The 19161-nt window shown below is 69.1% G+C and carries 14 protein-coding genes and 1 tRNA gene; 6 read left to right on the top strand and 9 right to left on the bottom strand.

Translation table 11 applies throughout. The annotated features are described in order from the left end of the window. Positions 1 to 54 precede the first annotated feature (54 nt). Entirely contained in the window at positions 55 to 1905 is a 1851-nt protein-coding gene (locus tag QE410_RS05055; RefSeq protein WP_373459363.1) for an alpha-amylase family glycosyl hydrolase, read from the top strand. Between the two features lie 40 nt (positions 1906 to 1945). Here the strand turns inward: QE410_RS05055 and QE410_RS05050 are convergent, their stop codons facing one another. From QE410_RS05050 to QE410_RS05030, 5 genes are all read right to left on the bottom strand, one after another. Continuing rightward, entirely contained in the window at positions 1946 to 2932 is a 987-nt protein-coding gene (locus tag QE410_RS05050) for a glycosyltransferase (protein WP_307328732.1), read from the bottom strand. Positions 2933 to 3210: 278 nt separating this feature from the next. Continuing rightward, positions 3211 to 5229: a glycosyltransferase gene (locus QE410_RS05045; RefSeq protein ID WP_307328731.1), complete on the bottom strand. Its 2019-nt coding sequence runs from the start codon at positions 5227 to 5229 to the stop codon at positions 3211 to 3213. After that, positions 5226 to 5789: a DapH/DapD/GlmU-related protein gene (locus QE410_RS05040; protein WP_307328728.1), complete on the bottom strand. Its 564-nt coding sequence runs from the start codon at positions 5787 to 5789 to the stop codon at positions 5226 to 5228. The genes QE410_RS05045 and QE410_RS05040 overlap by 4 nt, the downstream gene beginning before the upstream one ends. Then, complete coding sequence (locus QE410_RS05035; protein WP_307328725.1) at positions 5786 to 7987, bottom strand: glycosyltransferase; 2202 nt, start codon at positions 7985 to 7987, stop codon at positions 5786 to 5788. The genes QE410_RS05040 and QE410_RS05035 overlap by 4 nt, the downstream gene beginning before the upstream one ends. Then, positions 7971 to 9152, bottom strand: a complete 1182-nt coding sequence (locus QE410_RS05030) for a glycosyltransferase family 4 protein (RefSeq protein ID WP_307328722.1) — start codon at positions 9150 to 9152, stop codon at positions 7971 to 7973. Before QE410_RS05030 ends, QE410_RS05035 begins: the two co-directional genes overlap by 17 nt. 285 nt (positions 9153 to 9437) lie before the next feature. Between QE410_RS05030 and QE410_RS05025 the strand changes: the two genes are divergently transcribed. The 5 genes from QE410_RS05025 to QE410_RS05005 are packed head-to-tail and all read left to right on the top strand — an operon-like array spanning position 9438 to position 15299. After that, positions 9438 to 10328 (top strand): hypothetical protein, encoded by an 891-nt coding sequence (locus QE410_RS05025; RefSeq protein ID WP_307328719.1) that lies wholly within the window; start codon positions 9438 to 9440, stop codon positions 10326 to 10328. A gap of 18 nt (positions 10329 to 10346) precedes the next feature. Beyond that, positions 10347 to 11960 carry a hypothetical protein gene (locus tag QE410_RS05020; RefSeq protein ID WP_307328717.1) on the top strand — a complete coding sequence of 538 codons (1614 nt, stop codon included), beginning with the start codon at positions 10347 to 10349 and terminating at the stop codon, positions 11958 to 11960. Beyond that, a complete protein-coding gene (locus QE410_RS05015; protein ID WP_307328715.1) occupies positions 11921 to 12793 on the top strand; it encodes a glycosyltransferase family 2 protein in 873 nt (290 codons plus the stop codon). The genes QE410_RS05020 and QE410_RS05015 overlap by 40 nt, the downstream gene beginning before the upstream one ends. After that, entirely contained in the window at positions 12790 to 14439 is a 1650-nt protein-coding gene (locus QE410_RS05010) for a lipopolysaccharide biosynthesis protein (protein ID WP_307328712.1), read from the top strand. Before QE410_RS05015 ends, QE410_RS05010 begins: the two co-directional genes overlap by 4 nt. Beyond that, complete coding sequence (locus QE410_RS05005; protein WP_307328710.1) at positions 14436 to 15299, top strand: SGNH/GDSL hydrolase family protein; 864 nt, start codon at positions 14436 to 14438, stop codon at positions 15297 to 15299. Before QE410_RS05010 ends, QE410_RS05005 begins: the two co-directional genes overlap by 4 nt. Before the next feature lie 54 nt (positions 15300 to 15353). On the opposite strand, the gene QE410_RS05000 is transcribed toward QE410_RS05005, so the two are convergent. From QE410_RS05000 to QE410_RS04985, 4 genes are all read right to left on the bottom strand, one after another. Next, positions 15354 to 16529, bottom strand: a complete 1176-nt coding sequence (locus tag QE410_RS05000; RefSeq protein ID WP_307328707.1) for a glycosyltransferase — start codon at positions 16527 to 16529, stop codon at positions 15354 to 15356. Beyond that, a complete protein-coding gene (locus QE410_RS04995) occupies positions 16526 to 17101 on the bottom strand; it encodes a DapH/DapD/GlmU-related protein (RefSeq protein ID WP_307328705.1) in 576 nt (191 codons plus the stop codon). The genes QE410_RS05000 and QE410_RS04995 overlap by 4 nt, the downstream gene beginning before the upstream one ends. Before the next feature lie 532 nt (positions 17102 to 17633). Then, positions 17634 to 18872 (bottom strand): hypothetical protein, encoded by a 1239-nt coding sequence (locus QE410_RS04990; RefSeq protein ID WP_307328703.1) that lies wholly within the window; start codon positions 18870 to 18872, stop codon positions 17634 to 17636. 206 nt (positions 18873 to 19078) lie between these two features. Then, positions 19079 to 19151 (bottom strand) — tRNA-Thr (locus QE410_RS04985). Between the last annotated feature and the right edge of the window lie 10 nt (positions 19152 to 19161).

Here is a 19161-nt window from a genome sequence, read left to right as displayed (position 1 = left end):
GTCAGGCTGTCACCCGTGACCCAGCTCAACCCCGGCCTCCACGATGTCTCGCGCATCCTCGGTGATCTGAACAGCGCCGGCGCCGACCGTGAATTCCTCGCGCACGCCGAACTGCACCTGCCCCGCCTGCACGAGCTGTTCGTGCGCCTCTACGGCGAGCGCGCCGACGGCCTGGAGCGCCTGGCATCCGTCGTCGACCTCGCCCGCCGCTCGTGGACCGAGCGTCCGCGCGCGCTGAAGGCCCTCGACCGCGAGCGCGACAGCTCGCCGGACTGGTTCGAGAGCGAGCGCATGCTCGGCGGCGTCTGCTACGTCGATCGGTACGCGGGCGGGCTCAGCGGCATCCGGGACCAGATCCCCTACTTCACAGAGCTCGGCTTGACCTACCTGCACCTTATGCCGCTGTTCGAGAGCCCCGAGGGCAACAGCGACGGCGGCTACGCGGTGTCGAGCTATCGCCGGGTGGACCCCGCACTCGGCACGATGGAGGAACTCGCGGCGCTCGCCGCCGATCTCCGCCGCGCCGGGATCTCCCTCGTGGTGGACTTCATCTTCAACCACACCAGCAACGAGCACGAGTGGGCGCAGAAGGCCGTGGCCGGCGAGCCCGGGTTCGAGGATTTCTTCCTCATCTTCCCCGACCGCGAGATGCCCGACGCGTACGAGCGGACTACGCGCGAGATCTTCCCTGACGATCACCCGGGCTCGTTCGTGCAGCTCGACGACGGACGCTGGGTCTGGGCCACGTTCTATCACTTCCAATGGGACCTCAACTACGCCAATCCCGCGGTCTTCGAGGCGATGGCCGGCGAGATGCTGTTCCTGGCGAACCAGGGCGTCGAGATCCTGCGGATGGATGCCGTCGCCTTCATCTGGAAGCAGCTCGGCACGACCTGCGAATCGCTGCCCGAGGCGCACCTGCTGCTGCAGGCGTTCAACGCCGTGCTGCGCATGGCCGCCCCGGGGCTGCTGTTCAAGTCCGAGGCGATCGTGCACCCCGACGAAGTGATCTCGTACATCTCGCCCGACGAATGCCAGATCTCCTACAACCCCCTGCAGATGGCCCTGACCTGGGAGGCCCTCGCCACCCGCGACGGCCGCCTGCTGCAGCAGGCGCTCGAGCGTCGCCACGCGCTTCCCGAGGGCACGGCGTGGGTGAACTACGTACGCAGCCACGACGACATCGGCTGGACCTTCGCCGACGAGGATGCCGCCGAGCTCGGCATCGAGGGTTATCCGCACCGGCGGTTCCTCAACGACTTCTACGTCGGGCGCGCCGAGGGCAGCTTCGCCCGTGGGGTTCCGTTCCAGGAGAACCCGCGCACGGGAGACGCCCGCGTCACCGGCACCACGGCATCCCTCGCGGGCATCGAGGCGGGCGACGCCGGTGGCGAGGACCGCGTCATCCTCGCGCACGCGCTGGCGTTGTCGACCGGCGGCATCCCGCTGCTCTACCTCGGTGACGAGGTCGCGCAACTCAACGACTACGGCTATGCCGACCGGGCCGAAGAGGCCGGCGACAGCCGATGGGTGCACCGCCCGTTCCGTCCCGAAGGGAACTACGCCCGGCGGACGGATGCCGACACCCCGGCCGGTCGGGTCTTCTCACGCCTGACGCGACTTCTCGCCGTGCGTCGCTCCACGCCCGAACTCGCCGGCAACGACCTCGTCGCGTTCGACGCGCACGTCAGGTCGGTGGTGGCGTTCCTCCGCCCCGGCGAGGGCGGATTCGCGGTGCTCGTCGCGGCCAACGTCGCCGACTCGGCGGTGGAGATCGACGCCCTGACCCTGTCGGGGCTCGCGCCCGAGGCCCTCGACCTGATCACCGGCGCCCCGGTGTGGCTCGGCGCCGGCGTGACGCTCAGCGCCCACGACGTGCGCTGGCTGCGCGTGCGCACACGCTGACCGAACGTCCTCGGCGCGGGTCACCCGGCCGAGGGCGACGTCAGTGCAGTTCGGGCGCTGGCAGGCCGTCGGTGCTCGAGATGCGGCGCGAGGCCGCCTCGAGCAGCGTCTCACGCGTGAGCTCGTTCGTCTCGACCGCGGTTCCGATGCGGGTCTCGTTCATGAGTCCCGCGATCTGCGCCTGATGGTCGTCGACGTGCTCGTTGCGGCTGCTCCGACGCACGACCGCGACCGGGTACACACCCGCCTCCAGCAACCCGAGGATCGTGCCGACGCCGGCATGCGTGACCACCACGTCGGCGTCGTGGATGGCCTGGTCGAACGACGCGGCATCCATGTCTTGCACGACCCGGCCGGGCAGGTCGTCGCGCGTGGTGAAGCCGAGCTGCCATGTGGTGTCGTCACCCATGAGACCGGTCGCCAAGAGGGCGTCGACGAGACCGTCGAAGCGGTAGCCCTGGATCGTGCCGAGCGTCACGAAGATCTTCAGCGGCCGCCCCTCGGGGGCCGTGCGTTCCGCGATCGAGAACGTCTCGAGCACGCTGGGGTGCAGCCCCCATCGCCCGCGGGCCCACGATCGATGCTGGGTGCGCATCTCGGCGAGACGGCTGTGGTAGAGCATCCGGCCCGTCAACGAGGGGCCGAGCACGCGGGACACGCTCTCGATGTACAGCGCGGGGATGCCGTGACGGCGTGCCGTCGGCAGGGCCGCTGTCGCGAGCGCCGCGCCCGTGCTGACGGCGGCGTCGAAGTTCTCCCCCGAGAGCGCGCCGTGGATCTGCCCCACCGCCGTGAGCGTTCCGCGCCAGTCCCGTGGCTTGATGTAGGGCACGAGCAGCGTGCGCTTGTCGCGCAGCAGCGAGCGGGTCTGGGGCGAGTCGAAGCTGACCCAGAGCGAGTCGTCGCTCGCGCCCAGGCCCGGGGCGAGGCGCACGAGCTGGGCGATGTGCCCACCGGTCGAAGCGGCGAGCAGGAGCTTGCGGGGCTTGTCGGGTGTCAGGTCGAGGGGCGAGGGAGCGGGGATCATCGGTCGCCCGCCGTCCCCGACGCATCGGCCGAAACGATGGTTTCCGTCGCCACGGTGGCCCGTGATCGGCCGGAATCGACATTGTCGAACGCACGGAAATGAATCACGGATCTCCCCCAGATCGTCACCGAGCCCGGCAATATTCGAGGTCGGCGTTGAAAGGCAGTGTACGGCACGCGCATTTCGGGGCCGTAACGAGCGAAAGCCGCACTACAATCCGCTCAATGCGCATCATCCGCATTCCCGGGCGGTGACGCCGGCGAAGAAACCGCCGTGAGTCAGCTGCGCGCGCGGCCCAGAATGCTCCGATACGCATTCAGGGTCTGTGCGGCGATGACATCCCAGTCCAACGCTCGCAGATCGGCGCGGTCCGGCCGGCCCGACGCGACGGACCATTCCAGGGCCTGCGTCAGATCGGCCGATGTCAGATCCCCCTCGTACAGCCGCACCCAGTCGTCGCCCAGCTGTTCCTGCAACTCCTGCATGGCACCCAGCTGCGGAACGAGCACCGGGCGATCGGCCGAGACGGCGAGGATCGCCGAACCGGAGTTCTGGATCCGCGCGTACGGCAGGACCACCAGGTCGGCCGCGGCGAGGGCCGCCACGATGTCATCGTCGGGGAGGAAGCGCGCGTCGATCGTGATCCGCTCATCGCCCTGCGCGGCCTCGCGGATCTCCGTCTCGAGCTCGGGCGGAGAGATCTTCCCGGCGATGAGCAGGGTGGCATCCACCCCGCTCTCCCGGAACACCCGGATCAGGTGCGGCACGTTCTTGTAGCGACGGATCTGACCGACGCTGGCGATCACCGGGCGGTCGGCGTCGAGACCGAGCCGTCGTCGCGCCTCGGCCCGGTGCACACCGAAGTCGTAGGAGTCGCGGTAATGGCCGTGCGGAATGACCGCCGCGGGGACCTCCGCGAGCTCGGGGTACGCGGCCCGAGCGCTCACGACACCCTGCTCGGTCAGCGAGATGATGCCGTCGACGTTCTTCAGCAGGAGCCTGTCGGCCAGGGCACGCAGCCGCGCCGTCGAGCGCTCCTCGTGCGCCGCCACGTTGTGGACCGTCCAGACGAGGACGGTGCCGCGGCGGCGGGTGAGCGCGAGGCTGCCGTAGAACAGCGCCAGCCGGCAGACGTGTCGGTACAGTCTCGGCCCCGACAGGAACGACAGGTCCGGCCAGTGGAGGTGGATGACGTCGGTGCGCTCGAGCAGCAACCGCCCGTAATGCAGATCGCGCACGACCGCACCCTGTCGCCGCAGCGCGCGGTAGAGGTCTGCGGTGTAGGGATTCGCCTTCTCTGTGCGGAAGGCGGGCTCGGCCTGCACGACCAGCGGATGCCGCGCCGTCAGCGACGGCTCCCGGCCGAACAGCGTGCGCTCCGCCGCGGGGAACCCGCGCCGCCACGACCGGCGGTGGGCCCATGCCTGGCGATACGCGTCACGCGAGCTGCGACGGACGGTCTCCAAGGCGGCGCGCAGCGCCACCCCGGCCTGCAGCAGCAGGGTGGCCACCAGCGCGACCGGAGTCGGCCAGACCGTCGTGAAATACGTGACCTTGCCCGCGAGCACCATCGCGAGCCGTCGACCGCTCGAACTGCTCGAACCGCCCACATCGTGCCGGATGACGGCATCCGGCACGATGACGGGTCGGAAACCTCGGCGCCACGCGCGCGTGGAGAACTCGGCATCCTCGCCGTACAGGAAGAAGCGCTCGTCCATGCCGCCGATGCGGTGCCACACCTCGCGGCGCGACAGCAGGAGACAGCCCGTGACGATGGGCACCTCGCGCACGGTGTCCCGCTTCCACCGCCCGAGGGACTCCGGATCGAACACGGCGGACTTCTTCGCCACGGCCGAGGCCCCGGTGGCGTAGCACAGCAGCGACCACAGACTCGGGGCGCCCCAGCACGACGACGGATCCAGCGCGCCGTTCTCATCGACCGTGCGACCGCCGTAGACACCGTGCTCGGGGTGCGCCTCGGCGAAGGCCACCAGCGCCTCGAGCGAACCCGGAAACGCCGAGGCGTCGGGGTTGAACAACATCACGTAGTCGGCCGTCGACGCGTCCACGCCGCGATTGACGGCACGGGCGAAGCCGAGGTTCTCGCCCGCGTCGATCAGCGTCACCCCGGGGTGCGCCGCTCGGATCGCCTCGAGCGAGCCGTCGGTCGACCCGTTGTCGATCAGGATGACCCCGAGCCACTCGAGACCGAGGCCCACGAGGGAGTCGATGGCTTCGAGGGTGCGCTCCCGGGTGTTGTAGTTGACGATGATCGCGTCGACCGTGGGTGCGCTCACGCGCTCACCCGCGCGTCCGCCGCAGAATCCGCGTCCTGACGGTACGCGATGACCTTGGCGGGGATGCCGCCGGCGATCGCGTTCGCGGGCACGTCCTTGGTCACGACGGCTCCGGCGGCGATGATCGCGCCGTCACCGATCGTCACCCCGGCGAGGACGACGACGTCGGCACCGAGCCAGGTGCCCGACCCGATGACGATGTCGTCCTCCGCCTTGGGCTGATCCATCGGCGGGATGCCCTTGGCGATGCCGTAGTTCGACGCGGTCACCGTGACCCGGGGCGCGAGCAGCGCCTTCTCACCGAAGGTGATCCGTCCCGTGGAATTGCCCGCCCAGATCGTGGAGTACTCCCCGATGCGCGTTCCGGCGCCGATCGTGATGCGCTCGCCGTTGCGGAAGGAGACGTTGGGCGCGAAGCTCACGTCTTTCCCGCGGGTGAGCTTGCGCACCTGCGACACGTGGGCGTACCCGTAGAAGTGCAGCACGCGCAGGCCGTGGATGTACACCCGGGGGTCGAGCACCGACGCGCCCGCCACCAGCACCTTGCGGATCCGGCTCATTCGTCCACCCCTTCGAGCATCGAGCGCAGCCGACGGGCCACGCCTTCGGTGTCCAGCTCCGCGCGGGTCGTGACCGTCACGGTGATCGTGTCGCCGTAGACCGCGGCGAAGACGGCGAGTTCGTCACGGCGGTCCGACGCCGGCAGCACGATGAAGCGCTCGACGATGTCGCCGGAGAAGTACCGCGGCTCGCGCGACCACGGGACGAGGGTCACGTAGCCGATCGAGCGGCCCCGCGGCTGGTCGTCCTCCGAGAGGCCCCGCGCGAAGGCGGCGACCTGCGCGCGCACGGATGCCACCACCTCGGGCAGCCCCGACGAAGGCGTGCCGTGGGCGCGGAGCATCTCGACGTGATTGCGGATCGCGCGTTCGCCCTTTCGGCGCCGCGACACCGGGACCATCACGTCGATGCCGTCGCGGTCGTCGTCGACCGCGCACATCGCCGCGGCCACGATGAAGTCGTTGAGCGATCCGCGCAGCTTCGCGGCGCGACGGGTCGTCGCCGAAGCGTCGACCTCGAAGAACGTGTCGGTGAACGGGGGGATGAACTGCGCACGCAGGTTCTTGCGCGTGGCGTAGATCTCCTTGAAAGGGCGGATGTTGCGCCCCACCAGGCGCTTCGCACGCTTGACGACGGGCTTGCGCCAGTACTCGCGCCACGCGGCCTTCGCGTCGGGCTGTGCATCCCACCACGTGCGCGCCGCGTACAGCGGCACGAGCAGACGCGAGGCGGGGGGCCGCGACGGAGTCGGGGCGGCCGTCTCCTCCACCTCCGCACTGGCCTCGGTGAGCTCGGTGAGGCGTTCCATCGCCCACTTCGCGTCGCCGTTGGCATGGTGCATGCGCGCGCCGAAGGCGACCCGACCGGTGTCCAGCGACGTGAACGTGAAGTCCCAGAGCGGACGATCACGCGGCAGGAGTCCACGGTCGCCGTCGATGAACCACCGCAGCGGTTTCGCGCGCAGGTCGTGCGTCCCCTCCGGGAAGTGCACGTGCGCACGCAGGTCGAAATCGTCGGCGGGAACCCACGCCGGTGCCGTCATCCCGAGCGGGGAGTCGACGACCCGCAGCCGGAACTCCGGTACCCGCCGCACGAGACGTTCGACGGCCGCCAGGATCTTCGCCTGGTCGAGCGAACCGTCGTCCGCGCGGAGGTTGCGACCATGGAGCACGAGGATGCAGCCGGTGTGCATCGTCTCGTACTTGATGTCCGAGGCGAGGTGCGTCTCGTCGAGGATGCGCAGGAGCTCGACCGAGACCGGGGTCGTCGACCTGTCCACGGTGCGAGACGGGCTCTCGACAGCAGCCGAGGGTGCCGGCGCAATCGACGACGCGAACCGCTCCCCGATGACCGGCGAGCGCCACGCCTGACGCGCGCCGGCGACGATGCCGCTGAACATGGCGTGCTCGTGGGCGCCCGGCTTGTTGCGCGCGAAGGCGCGAGCGATGCGCACCACCGACCGGCCACCCAGGCGCCAGGCGAGTCGGGCGCCGAGCACCGGATCGATGTGCACCCACTTCGCGATCATCGCGCCCAGCCCGAGACCGTATCCGCGGTGGAGGTTGACGTAGTCCTGGCCTTCGCGGGTGTTGTTGTGCCAGACGATGCAGGTCTCGTCGTGCACGATCGTCGACCCGGCGCGGGCGATGCGCACGAAGATGTCGAGATCCTCGGCACCGGCCCAGGGCTTGCCCGCGCCGAGCTGGTCGTCGAAGCCGCCCATCCGCAGCAGCATCTCCCGCCGGAAGGCCATGACGGCGCCGTGGCCGGCATCCAGACCCTCCACGGGAGTGCGGTACAGACGCTCGCGGCGGTACGGGGCCTTGGCCGCGGACTCGGAGCGGTGCAGCATGCGCCCCGTCACGGCACCGACCGTGGGGTCCTCGAAATGCGGGAGCACGACGTCGATCCAGCCCTCTTCGGGGAGGCAGTCGTCGTCGGTGAAGATGACGAACGGACGCCCGGAGGCATGGATGCCGGCATTGCGCGCCACCGAGAGTCCGGCTCCGGCGCGCACGTAGACGACACCGGCCTCCTCGGCGATCAGCCGGGTCTCGTCGGTGTCGGAGGCGCTGTCGACGACGACGACCTCGGTCTCCGGGGGCGTGGTCGTGCGGATGGCGGTGAGCGCTTCGCGGAGGAAGGCCGGCCGGTTCCGGGTGCAGACGATGACGGAGATGTCAGACGGCGTGAGCATGCGCACCCTTCGTCGTCGCGAGATCGCGGGCGGCTTCGTAGCAGCCGGCCAGCGTCTCGGCCGCGGCATCCCAGGTCAGGGCGGGGACATGATCGATCGCGGCGGCACTCATCCGCGCCAGCGCCGAGCGGTCGTGGGTGAGACGGTCGAGGTGGGCGACCAGCGCGTCGACATCGCGGGGTTCGTGGAAGAGGCCCTGCACGCCGTCGTCCATCAACGCGCCGGAGGCGGTCGAGACCAGGGGGACGCACCCCATCGCCTGCGCCTCGTAGGTCACGAGCGCGGATCCCTCCTCGATGGTGGGCAGCAGCAGGACATCGGATGCCGCGAGTGCCGCCTCCACCTGCTGCGAGAAGCCGATGACCTTCACGCTCCGGTGGGCGAGCCTGTCGGCGAGCAGCGCTTCGTAGGCCGGAAGCAGGCGCCCGACCACCGTGAACGTGCCCTCTCGGCTCGCGTCCGACCTCAGCCACGCATCCAGGGCGTAGTGCAGGCCCTTCCGCGGTTCTCCGAGCCCCACGTAGACGGCCCGCAGCGGTGCCGCCGCCTGCGACCGCGGCCTCGCTCGGCGCGATCCCGGTCGGAAGCCGTACCGGTGGCGCAGGACGCGGTCCTCGTCGAATCCGGCGTCACGGAAGGATCGGGCCACGAAGTCCGACGGGGCGAGGATGGCGGTCGCGCGCGACCAGTCGGCGCGCTCCATGTCGAGGCGTCGGGTGTTCGCGGTGTGCGCGGTGTCCACGGCGCCCTGCAAACCGAGGGCGGCGACCTCGTCGGCCACCACCTTCCACGCGTACTCGGTGTGGGTGTTCGGTGCCTCTCGGACGACGGCGATCCCCCGCTTGCGCGCCGCCTGGGCTGTGCGGCCGGGGCCGGTGGGCCAGAGGTGCACGACGTCGAAGCCGCCGCGCGCGGCGATCTGCGCCGCGCGGCGGTCGTGCCACGCGAAGGCGCGATCGCGTCCGATCAGGCGGTGAGGGATCCTCTGGCCGCGAACCGTCAGGGTCTGCGTCACTCGGACACCGGCCGGCACGGGCCGCGCGATGCTCGCCGCGACGACGTGGATGTCATGACCGAGCCGAGCCAGTCCATCGACCTGGTTCCACGCCGTCCAGCCGATCCCCGGCGCTCCGAGTGCATGAGGAAACGAAAAAAGCACCCGCATCGAACATTGCCCCCGTTTCGGGCGAGCCTCGAATGAAAACGCCGATGCCCGCCGGTCTCCTACTGTGGACACGGGGCGTCGGCATTGCAAGTCGAGTTCTCGTTGTACACCCGACTGACGCGACCTTGTAACACGTGCGAATCGCCAATATCAGACGGTGCCCGCATACTGTCAAGGTGAGGGTGATCGGTTCTGCCGATCACGGGGTGTCTTCGGGGATCCTCTCATTCGCCATAGGTGGCTCAAGTTACATCGTCGCCCGGGGGGGCGACTGGAGGGGAAACAATGGAAATTCCGAAGTATCTGCTCGTCCTGTGGAAGAGCAAATGGCTCCTCGTCGTCGGCGCTATCGTCGCGGCGGTCGCCGCATTCTTCGCCGGTTTCACGATCACCAACGGTGAAGTGCAGCCGCGGGCGGAGCAGAGCTACCGTGCGGGCACGACGCTGCTGCTCAACGGCCCCGACCAGCCGCTCTTCCAGGCCGTCATCCCCGGTCAGGAGCTGCAGGAAGGTCAGAGCCAGCCGCAGACGGTCGACCTGACCTCGCGCGCCATCCTGTACGCCTACATCATCAGCGGTCGCGACATGCGTACGACCGTCGAGGCGCAGATCGGCACCTTCACCGAGGAAGAGAGCCTCACCGGCCTCCGACGGACCACGCAACCCGACGGCAACGAGGAATTCGCCGGGCGGTACGTCCTCCCCATCCTCGAGGTCGTCGGCACGGCCGCGACGCCGGAGCGCGCGGAGCAGATCTCCCGCACAGCCGCCCAGACCTTCCAGGCTCAGGTCGTCGCCGATCAGAACGCGGCGCAGATCCCCGACAGCGACCGCGTGATCATCACGACCATCGACGAGAAGACAGCGGAACCCGTCGAGGGCTCCAACCCCGCCATCCCCGTCGTGGTGACCTTCCTCGGTGTCTTCTTGCTGTTCGTGGCCACGGCGTACATCATCGCCGGGTCGAAAGCGTCCCGTGAGCGCAAGCGAGCCCTCAAGGCCGCCGGCGGTCGCGGTGGACCCGCATCGTCGCAGCCCGCGCAGAACCACGAGGACTTCTCCATCGATGACCTCCTGCCCGGTCAGGGGACGGAGTCCGAGGCGGACGCGGCGCCCTCGCGGGCGCGCAGCCGATCCTCGCGCGTCGACTCGGCGGCGCTTCGCAGCGACGCCTGAGCCGACGAGGCGCATCCCGTGTCGTTGCACGCATCGCAGACACGGGGGCAGCTCGACGCCGCCCCCGTGTCGCCCCCTCCCTCACCGGCCGCGACCGGCGACGAATTCACCCTGCCCGCCGGCCGGATGATCGTCGCGGGCGTCATCCTCGTCGCCGTGACCGCCGTCTCGGTCATCTTCCTTCCCCCGGTCGTCGCGGGCGGCGCGATGATCGTCGTCGCCCTCGCCGTTCTCGCGCGGAGAGTGCTGACGTCGTGGGTCGGCTGGCTCGGCATCCTCGTCGCCGTCGTGATGTTCATCCCCATCCGGCGCTACGCGCTTCCGATCCCGCTGCCCTTCCAACTCGAGGCCTACCGCCTCGTGCTCTTCGTCATGTTCGCAGGCATGGTCGCCGCGCTCCTGCTCGATCGCGACCGCCGATGGAAACCGGTCGGATTCGGGTGGCCCATCGGCATCTTCTTCGTCACGCTCTTCGTCTCCATTCCCATGAACGGCACCCGTCTGGTGCAAGAGGGACTCGCAGATGCGGCCATCGGTACGCTGATCAACTGGGTGCTTCTGCTCTCGGTCTTCTTCATCGTTCGACAGATCGTCGACACCGAGACCATCGCCATGGGCCTGCTGACCGCTCTCGTGTGGTGCGGGACAGTGGTGGCGGTGTTCGCCGTGATCGAACGAGTGACCCGCATCAACGTCTTCCACCGGCTCGAGTCCTTCCTGCCGCTGAACCTCATCGCCACGGACGGCGAGTCCTTCCGTGCCGGCGGATACCGCTCCTTCGCCTCGTCGCAGCATCCGATCGCTCTGTCGGTGATGTTCTGCATCCTCATTCCGCTCGCGATCTATCTCGCGCGATACGGTCGGTGGCCGAAGAACGAGTGGACGCGCCGGATCGTCTACTCGGTCGTCGTCATCGTCCTGCTGATGGGCGTGATGGTCGCCGTGTCCCGCACCGCGGTGATCGTGCTGGGCGTCATGTTCCTGCTGACGCTGCTGCTTCGTCCGTGGTTGGGGATCACGCTGCTGTCGCTGGGCATCCCGCTTCTGGCCGTCGGCACGGCTGCCGTCCCGAAGGTGTTCAACACGTTGATCCTGTCGTTCTTCGACATCGACGGGCTCATCGCCTCGCAGCAGACATCGCCGGGATTCCGGGGCGCGGGACGACTGGCCGATCTCGGTCCCTCTTTCGCCGAGGCGGCGCAGTACCCGTTCTTCGGGACGGGCCTGGGTAGCCGCATCGTCGTCGGCGAGGAGCAGAACGCATTCATTCTCGACAACCAGGTGCTCGGCTCCCTGTTGGAAGTCGGCGCCGTGGGCGTCCTCGGGCTCGCCGTGCTCATCCTCGCGCCGATCCTGATGATGGGAGCGTGGGCGTTCACCACGGCCCGTGACGAGCCGCGGTACGCGATGCTGGCCTTCACCCTCTCCGTCAGCGGCGCCGGCTACGCCGCAGCGCTGTTCTTCTACGACGCATTCGGTTTCATGCAGACCTTCTTCGTCTACTCGATGCTGCTCGCCGTCGGCGGGTGGCTCGTCACCTCGAGCCCGCCCGCGCTGAGGGCGCGTGAAGCCGGTGAGGGGATGTTCGTACGATGGCCCCGCTCTCACGCGGCAGCCGTGGTGGCCGCATGACGCCCCGGATGTCGATCGTCATCCCCGCGCACGACGAGGGTCCGCTTCTGCGCCGCAGCCTGGAGAAGATGCTCGACGGTGCGCAACCCGGCGAATTCGAGGTGATCGTCGTCGCCAACGGCTGCTCCGACGACACCGCGGAGCAGGCCCGGAGCATCCCCGGCGTCACCGTCGTCGAGATCGCCGAGGGGTCGAAGATCGCAGCGTTGAACATGGGCGACGAGACGGCACGGGTGTTCCCTCGCGCCTACATCGACGCCGACGTCGCCCTGTCGGTGTCCGCGCTGCGGGCCATGGCCGAGGCGTTGGAATCGACCTCCTCCCCGCGTGCGGCCGCCCCGGTGCTCGTCGTCGACGCCTCCCACTCCAGCCTTCCCGTGCGCTGCCACGCGCGCATCTGGGAGGCCTCCGCCTACCGTGCCCGCGGTCACGTCGGATCGGGGGTGTACGCGGTGAATTCCGCCGGCCGTGACAGGTGGGGCGCGTTCCCCGACGTCATCGCCGACGACCGGTTCGTTCAATTGCGCTTCTCGCCGGACGAGCGGATGACGCTCGCCGGGGAGACCTTCACCGTGCACGCTCCACGAACCATGCGCGCTCTCGTGCGCCGCGGTGTGCGCATCGAGCTCGGCAATCGGCAGCTCCCCCACACCGGCACCGAGCAGAACCGACGGGGACTACTCGCCCGCGTGGCCCGCTCGCCCCGCCTGTGGCTGTCGTTCCCTTTCTACGCCTGGGGGTACCTCGTACCCAAGGTCGTCGCCCGCCGTCGACCGGCGGGACCCGTCGCGTGGGATCGAGACTCGTCACTGCGCGAGGAGGCACGCCGATGACCAGCGACCTCAAACACAAGGCGTCCCGCGGCGCGGCCGTCACAGCGGGCGGTCTCTGGATAAAGACGGCCCTGCAGCTGATCTCCACCATGCTGCTCGCCCGGCTTCTGGATCAGTCCGACTTCGGTCTCATCGCCATGATCATGGCCATCGTCGGAGTGGCCGACCTCATCCGTGACTTCGGCATGACGGGAGCCATCCTCCAGGCCAAGAACCTCACCGAGGACCAATGGCGATCGCTCCGGTGGTTCTCCGCGATCTTCGGCACCGTGCTCATGATCGGCATCGCCGCCTGCGCGCCTGTCATCGCGTCGCTCTACGGCGAGCCGCGACTGACGGTCCTGACGTTCGCGATCGCGCCGGTTCTCCTGGTCAACGGTCTGTGCATGCCTCTCCAGGCGTCGGTCCAGCGAGACCTCCGGTTCGGCACACTCGCCCTCATCGACATCGTCGCGATGGCCGTCGGCGTGGTCCTGTCGGTCGTGGCGGCACTGGTCGGCTTCGGCGTGTGGTCGCTCGTGGTGTTCGCCGGTGCCGGTCAGGTCTACCGCCTGATCGCCCTGTGGGTCGCGGCCAAGCCGCGATGGGGTCGGCCCCGCATCGGTCGTGACATCCGTCCGCTGCTGACCACCGGCGGAAGCCTCTTCGGTGTGCAGCTGATCAACTACGCCTCCCGCAATCTCGACAACGTCGTGATCGGACAGCAGCTCGGTGCCGCTGCGCTCGGTCAGTACTCGCGTGCGTACGCGCTCTTCCTCCTCCCCCAGCAGCAGTTGACGGCCCCGCTCGGTCGCGTCGCCCTGCCCGTTCTCAGCCGACTGCAGGATGACGGCGAGCGGTACCGGCGCTACATCAGCAATGCCATGGTGGTCATCGGCTACCTGGCTCTCCCGGTGTACGCCATCGCGGCCGCCGTCGTGCACCCTCTGATCCTGCTCCTGCTCGGGCCGGGATGGGACACCGCGGCCAGCGCCTTCGCCCTCCTCGCCCTGGCGGGCGTCGCTCAGGCGATCGGAAACGTGAACGGGTGGATCTACATCACCCTCGGACGGGTTCACCGTCAGCTCGTGTTCTTCACCATCACGCGCCCCATCGTCATCGCCTCCTTCTTCGTCGGAGTGGCGTGGAACGGCGTGAACGGCCTGGCTCTGCTCTACGGACTCGTTCTGCTGGCGCTCCTGATCCCGGAATTCTTCGTCGCCACACACGGCACCTTCATCCGCATCGGCCGCGATATCGGTCTGCCGTTGATCCGCCCCGCGATCGCCGCCGGCCTGGCTTTCGCGGCTTCGTGGGGTACGGCGCAGCTGCTCGGCGACTGGCTCGCGATCCTGCAGGTCGTTGCGGGCGGGCTCGCCGGCCTGCTCGTCCTGGGCGCCTTGTACGTCGTGCCGGGCTACCGGCGCGACTACCGGATGATGCTCGACTTCGTGAAGCAGGCACGCAAGCCCGCTCCGCGCAAGCCCGCAGCCGAGACGCCGACGGATTCTCCGGATGCTCCGGCTCCGACCGCCACGGAGATCGACCTGGAGGCGACACCCGTAGACGCCCCCGCGACGGTGCTCGGCGCGGACGAGCCTTCGGCCGGAGAGCTTGCGGCGCAACTCGAGGAACAGAACACTCGTCGTCGAGGAAGGCGCTCATGAGAACCACCAACGCTGCGGGTGCGACCGGTCTGGCACTGATCGTCCTCCTGGCCGGATGCACCTCGCCCGAGGCCCCACCGACGCCCCAGGCGGAGGCCACCGCCCCGTCGATCCGCGCCGTGTCGTCGATCGCCGTCGTCGGTGATTCCATGTCGGTGGGCATGGCGGCGTGCGGCACCCGTGATGCGTGCCCCGCGGCATCCTGGGCTCTGGGAACGGATGCCGATGTCTCGTCCATCCGCGAACGCGTGTCCGCGGCCTCGGGCGGTACCGAGATCACCCCCCTGTCGCTGGCGCGTCCCGGCGCCGCCGTCGCCGATCGCATCACAGCTGTCGAGAAGGCGAAGGGAGAGTCGGCCGACCTCGTCCTCGTGGCCGTCGGCACGAACGACGTGTGCACCAGCAGCATGGATGAGATCACCCCCGTCGACGCCTTCGGGGAGAGCTACGGAGAGCTGCTCGAGACCATCCGCGCCGGTGTCCCCGGTGCGCCGATCGTCGCGACCTCGCTCCCCGACATCAGTCAGTTGTGGGCGGCGGGCCGGGACGACTCCTCGATCGTGAGCCTGTGGAACCAGAGTCCGTCGTGCCGCACGCTCCTCGGCGACGCCGATTCGGACGCCGCCTCGGATGAAGCGCGGCGCGCCTCTGTGATGGAGACGTGGGCGGGCTACAACACCGCCATCGCCGCCGCGTGCGCCGCGGTCACCGACTGCACGACCGATGACGGGGCGATCAGTCGCATCACGTTCTCGCTCGACGACATCTCCACGGCCGACCACTTCCACCCGTCGGCCTCCGGCCAGGCGAAGGTCGCGGAAGCGGCCTGGCCCGCGGTTCAGCGCGCCCTCGGCGGCTGATCGCTCATCACGCCCGCTCCTCCGTCGCACCCGGTCCGGATGCGACGGAGGAGGTCAGACGGTCGTCGGTGCGATCGGCCGGTGACGCGCGGACGAGCGCAAGATGAGATCCAGCACCGCGCGGTGTCGAGAGGCCCAGCTGTTGCCGGCGATGAACGCGTCGCGCTCGGTGTCGCTCAGCGGTCCCCGCGCCAGCGCCTCATCGACCTGAGGACCCATCTCCGCCGTGCTTGGCGAGAAGGTGACCCGGTCGTGGATGCCGCGCACGGGCGGTAGGTCGATGGAGACGACGGGAAGACCGGCCGCGAGGTATTCGTAGACCTTGAGGGGACTCATCGCCTCGGTGAGCGCCGTGCGGCGGTGCGAGAGCAACGACACGTCGCAATTCCGCAGAGCCGCCACGAGTTCGCTGCGACCCACCCCGGCGTGCTGATGCACGTTGGGGACGTCTCGGAGCGCGCGAGTGTACGCGGGGTCCGGCGTCGGACCGAGCAGCACGATGTGCAGGCCGGGACGAAGCGCAGCGAGGGCGGCGACACCCTCGACATCGAGGCGGTTGTCGATCGTGCCGACGTAGATGGCGCGGGGACCCGGAATGGCCGCCAGCCAGTCGGGTGCCGCGGGACGAGGGCCCGACCATTCTCCGGGGTCGACGCCGTTGGGGACGACGGTCGCCGGTCCACGCGGATCGATCCGGTCGAGGATCGGCTGCGACACAGCGGCGACGCCCACCTCGCTGCGGCTGATCTGGCGGTAGGCCGCAGCATAGGCCGGCCAGTAGGCTCGGCGGGCGTCGGAACTGAGCCAGTCGTCGCGTCCGAAGTAGGTGACGGTGTCGGCCCAGCTGAAGGGGCAGAACGCCGCCACGAGGGGGTTCGTCGTCACGACCGCGGGTCGTGTCAGTCCGGCCCGGACGGCCCCCTCCCGCAGTTGGGCGTCGTACGAGCGATAGGTGCGCACGATGGCGGGAACGCTGGTGGGGTCGCGACGTGCGAGGCGCGTCGGGGTGATCAGTCGTCGATCGGCCCGGACGGGGAAGGAGTCGGCAGACCGGATCCCCCGGACTGCGACGCTGGCGAGGGAACGGAAGGGGTTCGCCACCAGAAGCTTGCCCACCTCGTCCGACGACATGAGCGTCTGCAGGATGCGGTCGGGCGGACGCATCATTCCGCGCGCGGCCGCGTCGGCGTACGTCTCGTACGAGAAGGTGAACACCACGTCGCGCGTCACGGCACGATCTCCCTCAGCACGCGAGCGGGAGCGCCCACCGCAACGCAACGTGGGGGCAGGTCCGAGGTCACGACCGCGTTCGCACCCACGACAGTGCCCGCACCGATGGTCACGCCCGGCATGACCACGACGTTCTGGCCGAGCCACGCGCCGCGGCCGATGCGAACGGGGGCGACCCGCGCCAGCGGCTGATCGCGGATGGGGACGTCGGGGTCGTCGAAGCCGTGCGTGTGGTCGGAGATGTACACCCCTCGAGCGATGGCCACGGCATCCTCGATGACCACCTCTTCGACCGCGGTGATCGACGTCTGATTCATGCGCACACGGTCGCCGATGTGGATGACGGGGCCGGCGGCATCCAGCCGCGGGACCATGAACCACGACGACGGCCCGATGAGAACGTCGCGACCGACCACGACCTTCTGTGGGTTGCCCGCGCGGAAGGGCAGCATGATGCGGGAGCCCCGACCGAACTCTTCGAAACCGGTGGCGGCGATCTTCGTGTATGCCGCGTCACGCGCGCGCGTGGCGAACTCCAGAAGGGTCATCGGGTTCAGCGAGCGTGCGGTCACGAGAGCATCTCGACATTCTGCACACCGGGGGCCGTAGCCGTCACGTCGTCACCATGACTCGGCCGAAGCGCGACAGACCTGTTCTGCAGGTTGGACGGCCCCCGACGAATCAGGCGAGTGTCCACGGAGCACGAAACCGAACGGAGCGCCGCACTCACAGATGGCCCTCGGTGACGACGGTGACGGCGCCGTTTCGCCAGCGCCCGGTGATCGAAGTTTTCAAGTGGCCCTCAGGTATCCATCGGTAGGAGCAGGTGCGCGCTGTCAGAGCCACGCGGGATCTACGACTGCAGGCGGCAGACCACTCGTCCGACCCCCGAAGCCGGAGCAAGCCGTCGTCGCCGATGTGAAGAAATGATCTACGGATGCCCAGACCCCCCGAGACGCCTCCGATCATAACGGCATCGGGTGACGGCAGAATGTCGTCCGTCCCGCAGCCGGGGCGGCATGCGATCTCCGACGACGACCACGGGCGACGCGGTCCGCGCCAGCGCCATCGTCGTGCCCGGACACCGAGGAGAACGCGACGTGTTCAGCGCAGCCTCCAGATCGTCCGAAGTCGGTCGTCGGTGGGAAGAGGGGCTCGCTCGTCCAGCCAGTCGGCGTCGATACCGTCGAGGGAAGGGTCCGACTGGAACGCACCGCTGGATGCCCTGGGGGTCTCCGCGGCCGAAACGGTCGTGTTCTCGGCGCGTGAGAAGGTCCCCCGCACGCGCCCGATGAAGACCGAATCCTTCGCGCTCATCCGATCGATGGACTTGGCCGCGTTCACCGCGGCGGGCTGACCCGATGTGAAGGCGTTCGCCCCGTCCGGCAGGGGGTAGCGCTCGAGCATGCGGTCGCCTCCGACGAGCAGGGACCGGTCGAACACGATGTTGTTCGCTTCCGCCGTCGGGATGAATCCGGCATTGGTGGAGGAGAACAGCACGGTCCCCTCCACGAGCAGCCCGTCCATGTCTTCGTCGCCCGAGAGCTGGAGGGTGTCGCAGTGCGCCTCGGAGCCCTCCGCCTTGTAGGTGGGGGCGAGGTAGCACCCTCTCACCGAGACCTCGCGCATCGCGTTGGATCCCGTACGGAATGCCCAGGTGTCCGCATCGGCGGCGACGGCATCCGGTGTCACGCACTCGACGAACTCGGTGCTCTCGGTCGGACCGCTGTCACCGGAGGTGATGTTGAACGCCTGTCCCTTCGACCAGGCCCACGCCACGTCGCGCGTCGAGGTGAGGACGACACTGCCGGGGAACGTCCAGAACCCGGCGAAGGATATTCCCACGATCGCATCCAGCCGTATCGAATCGTCGATCGAGACCGATTCCGTTCCATCCCGCGGAATGACGAGGATGCGCGAGGAACGGCCTTCTCGTCCGATCTGCGACAGCACCGGTTTCGCGGTCGACCCGGCTCCGTCGCCCGACAGTGTTCCCGGTCGCACCAGCACGCGGGCGGAACCGTCCGGAGCTGCGCGATCCACGGCGGTGATCGCCGCGGCGATGGCCTCCCACGTGCAGTCGCATTCCACGCTCGCGTCGAACGCGTCATAGGCCCGCGGCGTCCGCGACGGCCAGCGCTGCCCGGTCGGACCGAAGACGTCGCCGGAGTCCGGGATCTCGGGAGCGGCGGACGCCGCGGCGGGGCCGACGGCGCCGAGGCCTGTTCCCGTGGACTCCGTCGGCGTCGCGGTCGGAGAGGCCGGAGAGGTCGGCGACTCGCGCTCCGACTCCGGCGCGCACGCGGCGACCACCGCCACCGGCGCCAGAAGGAGGAAGGACATCGCGGTCCGTCGAGATACATCGGTCACTGTCGGCTCCGAACGCTCACCAGCGGACCCCACCGCTGTAGCTCCAACCCTACGCATCGGGTGTGTCGTCGACATGACGGAGCGACGTTCTCTGCGTCACTTCTCGGCGAAAGGGATGCAGATGAGCACAGGTCATCCACGCCGACGGAAATCGAGGACGGGCGCGGGAGACCGTGGGGTGCCGGCTACAGGACTTGAACCTGCAACCCCCGTATTACAAGTACGGTGCGCTACCAATTGCGCCAAGCCGGCCGAAGACGCC

It is taken from the genome of Microbacterium sp. SORGH_AS_1204, assembly GCF_030818935.1.
GTDB lineage: Bacteria > Actinomycetota > Actinomycetes > Actinomycetales > Microbacteriaceae > Microbacterium.
Note: the sequence above shows the minus strand (reverse complement) of the source record. Positions and strands in the feature narration are given on the sequence as shown.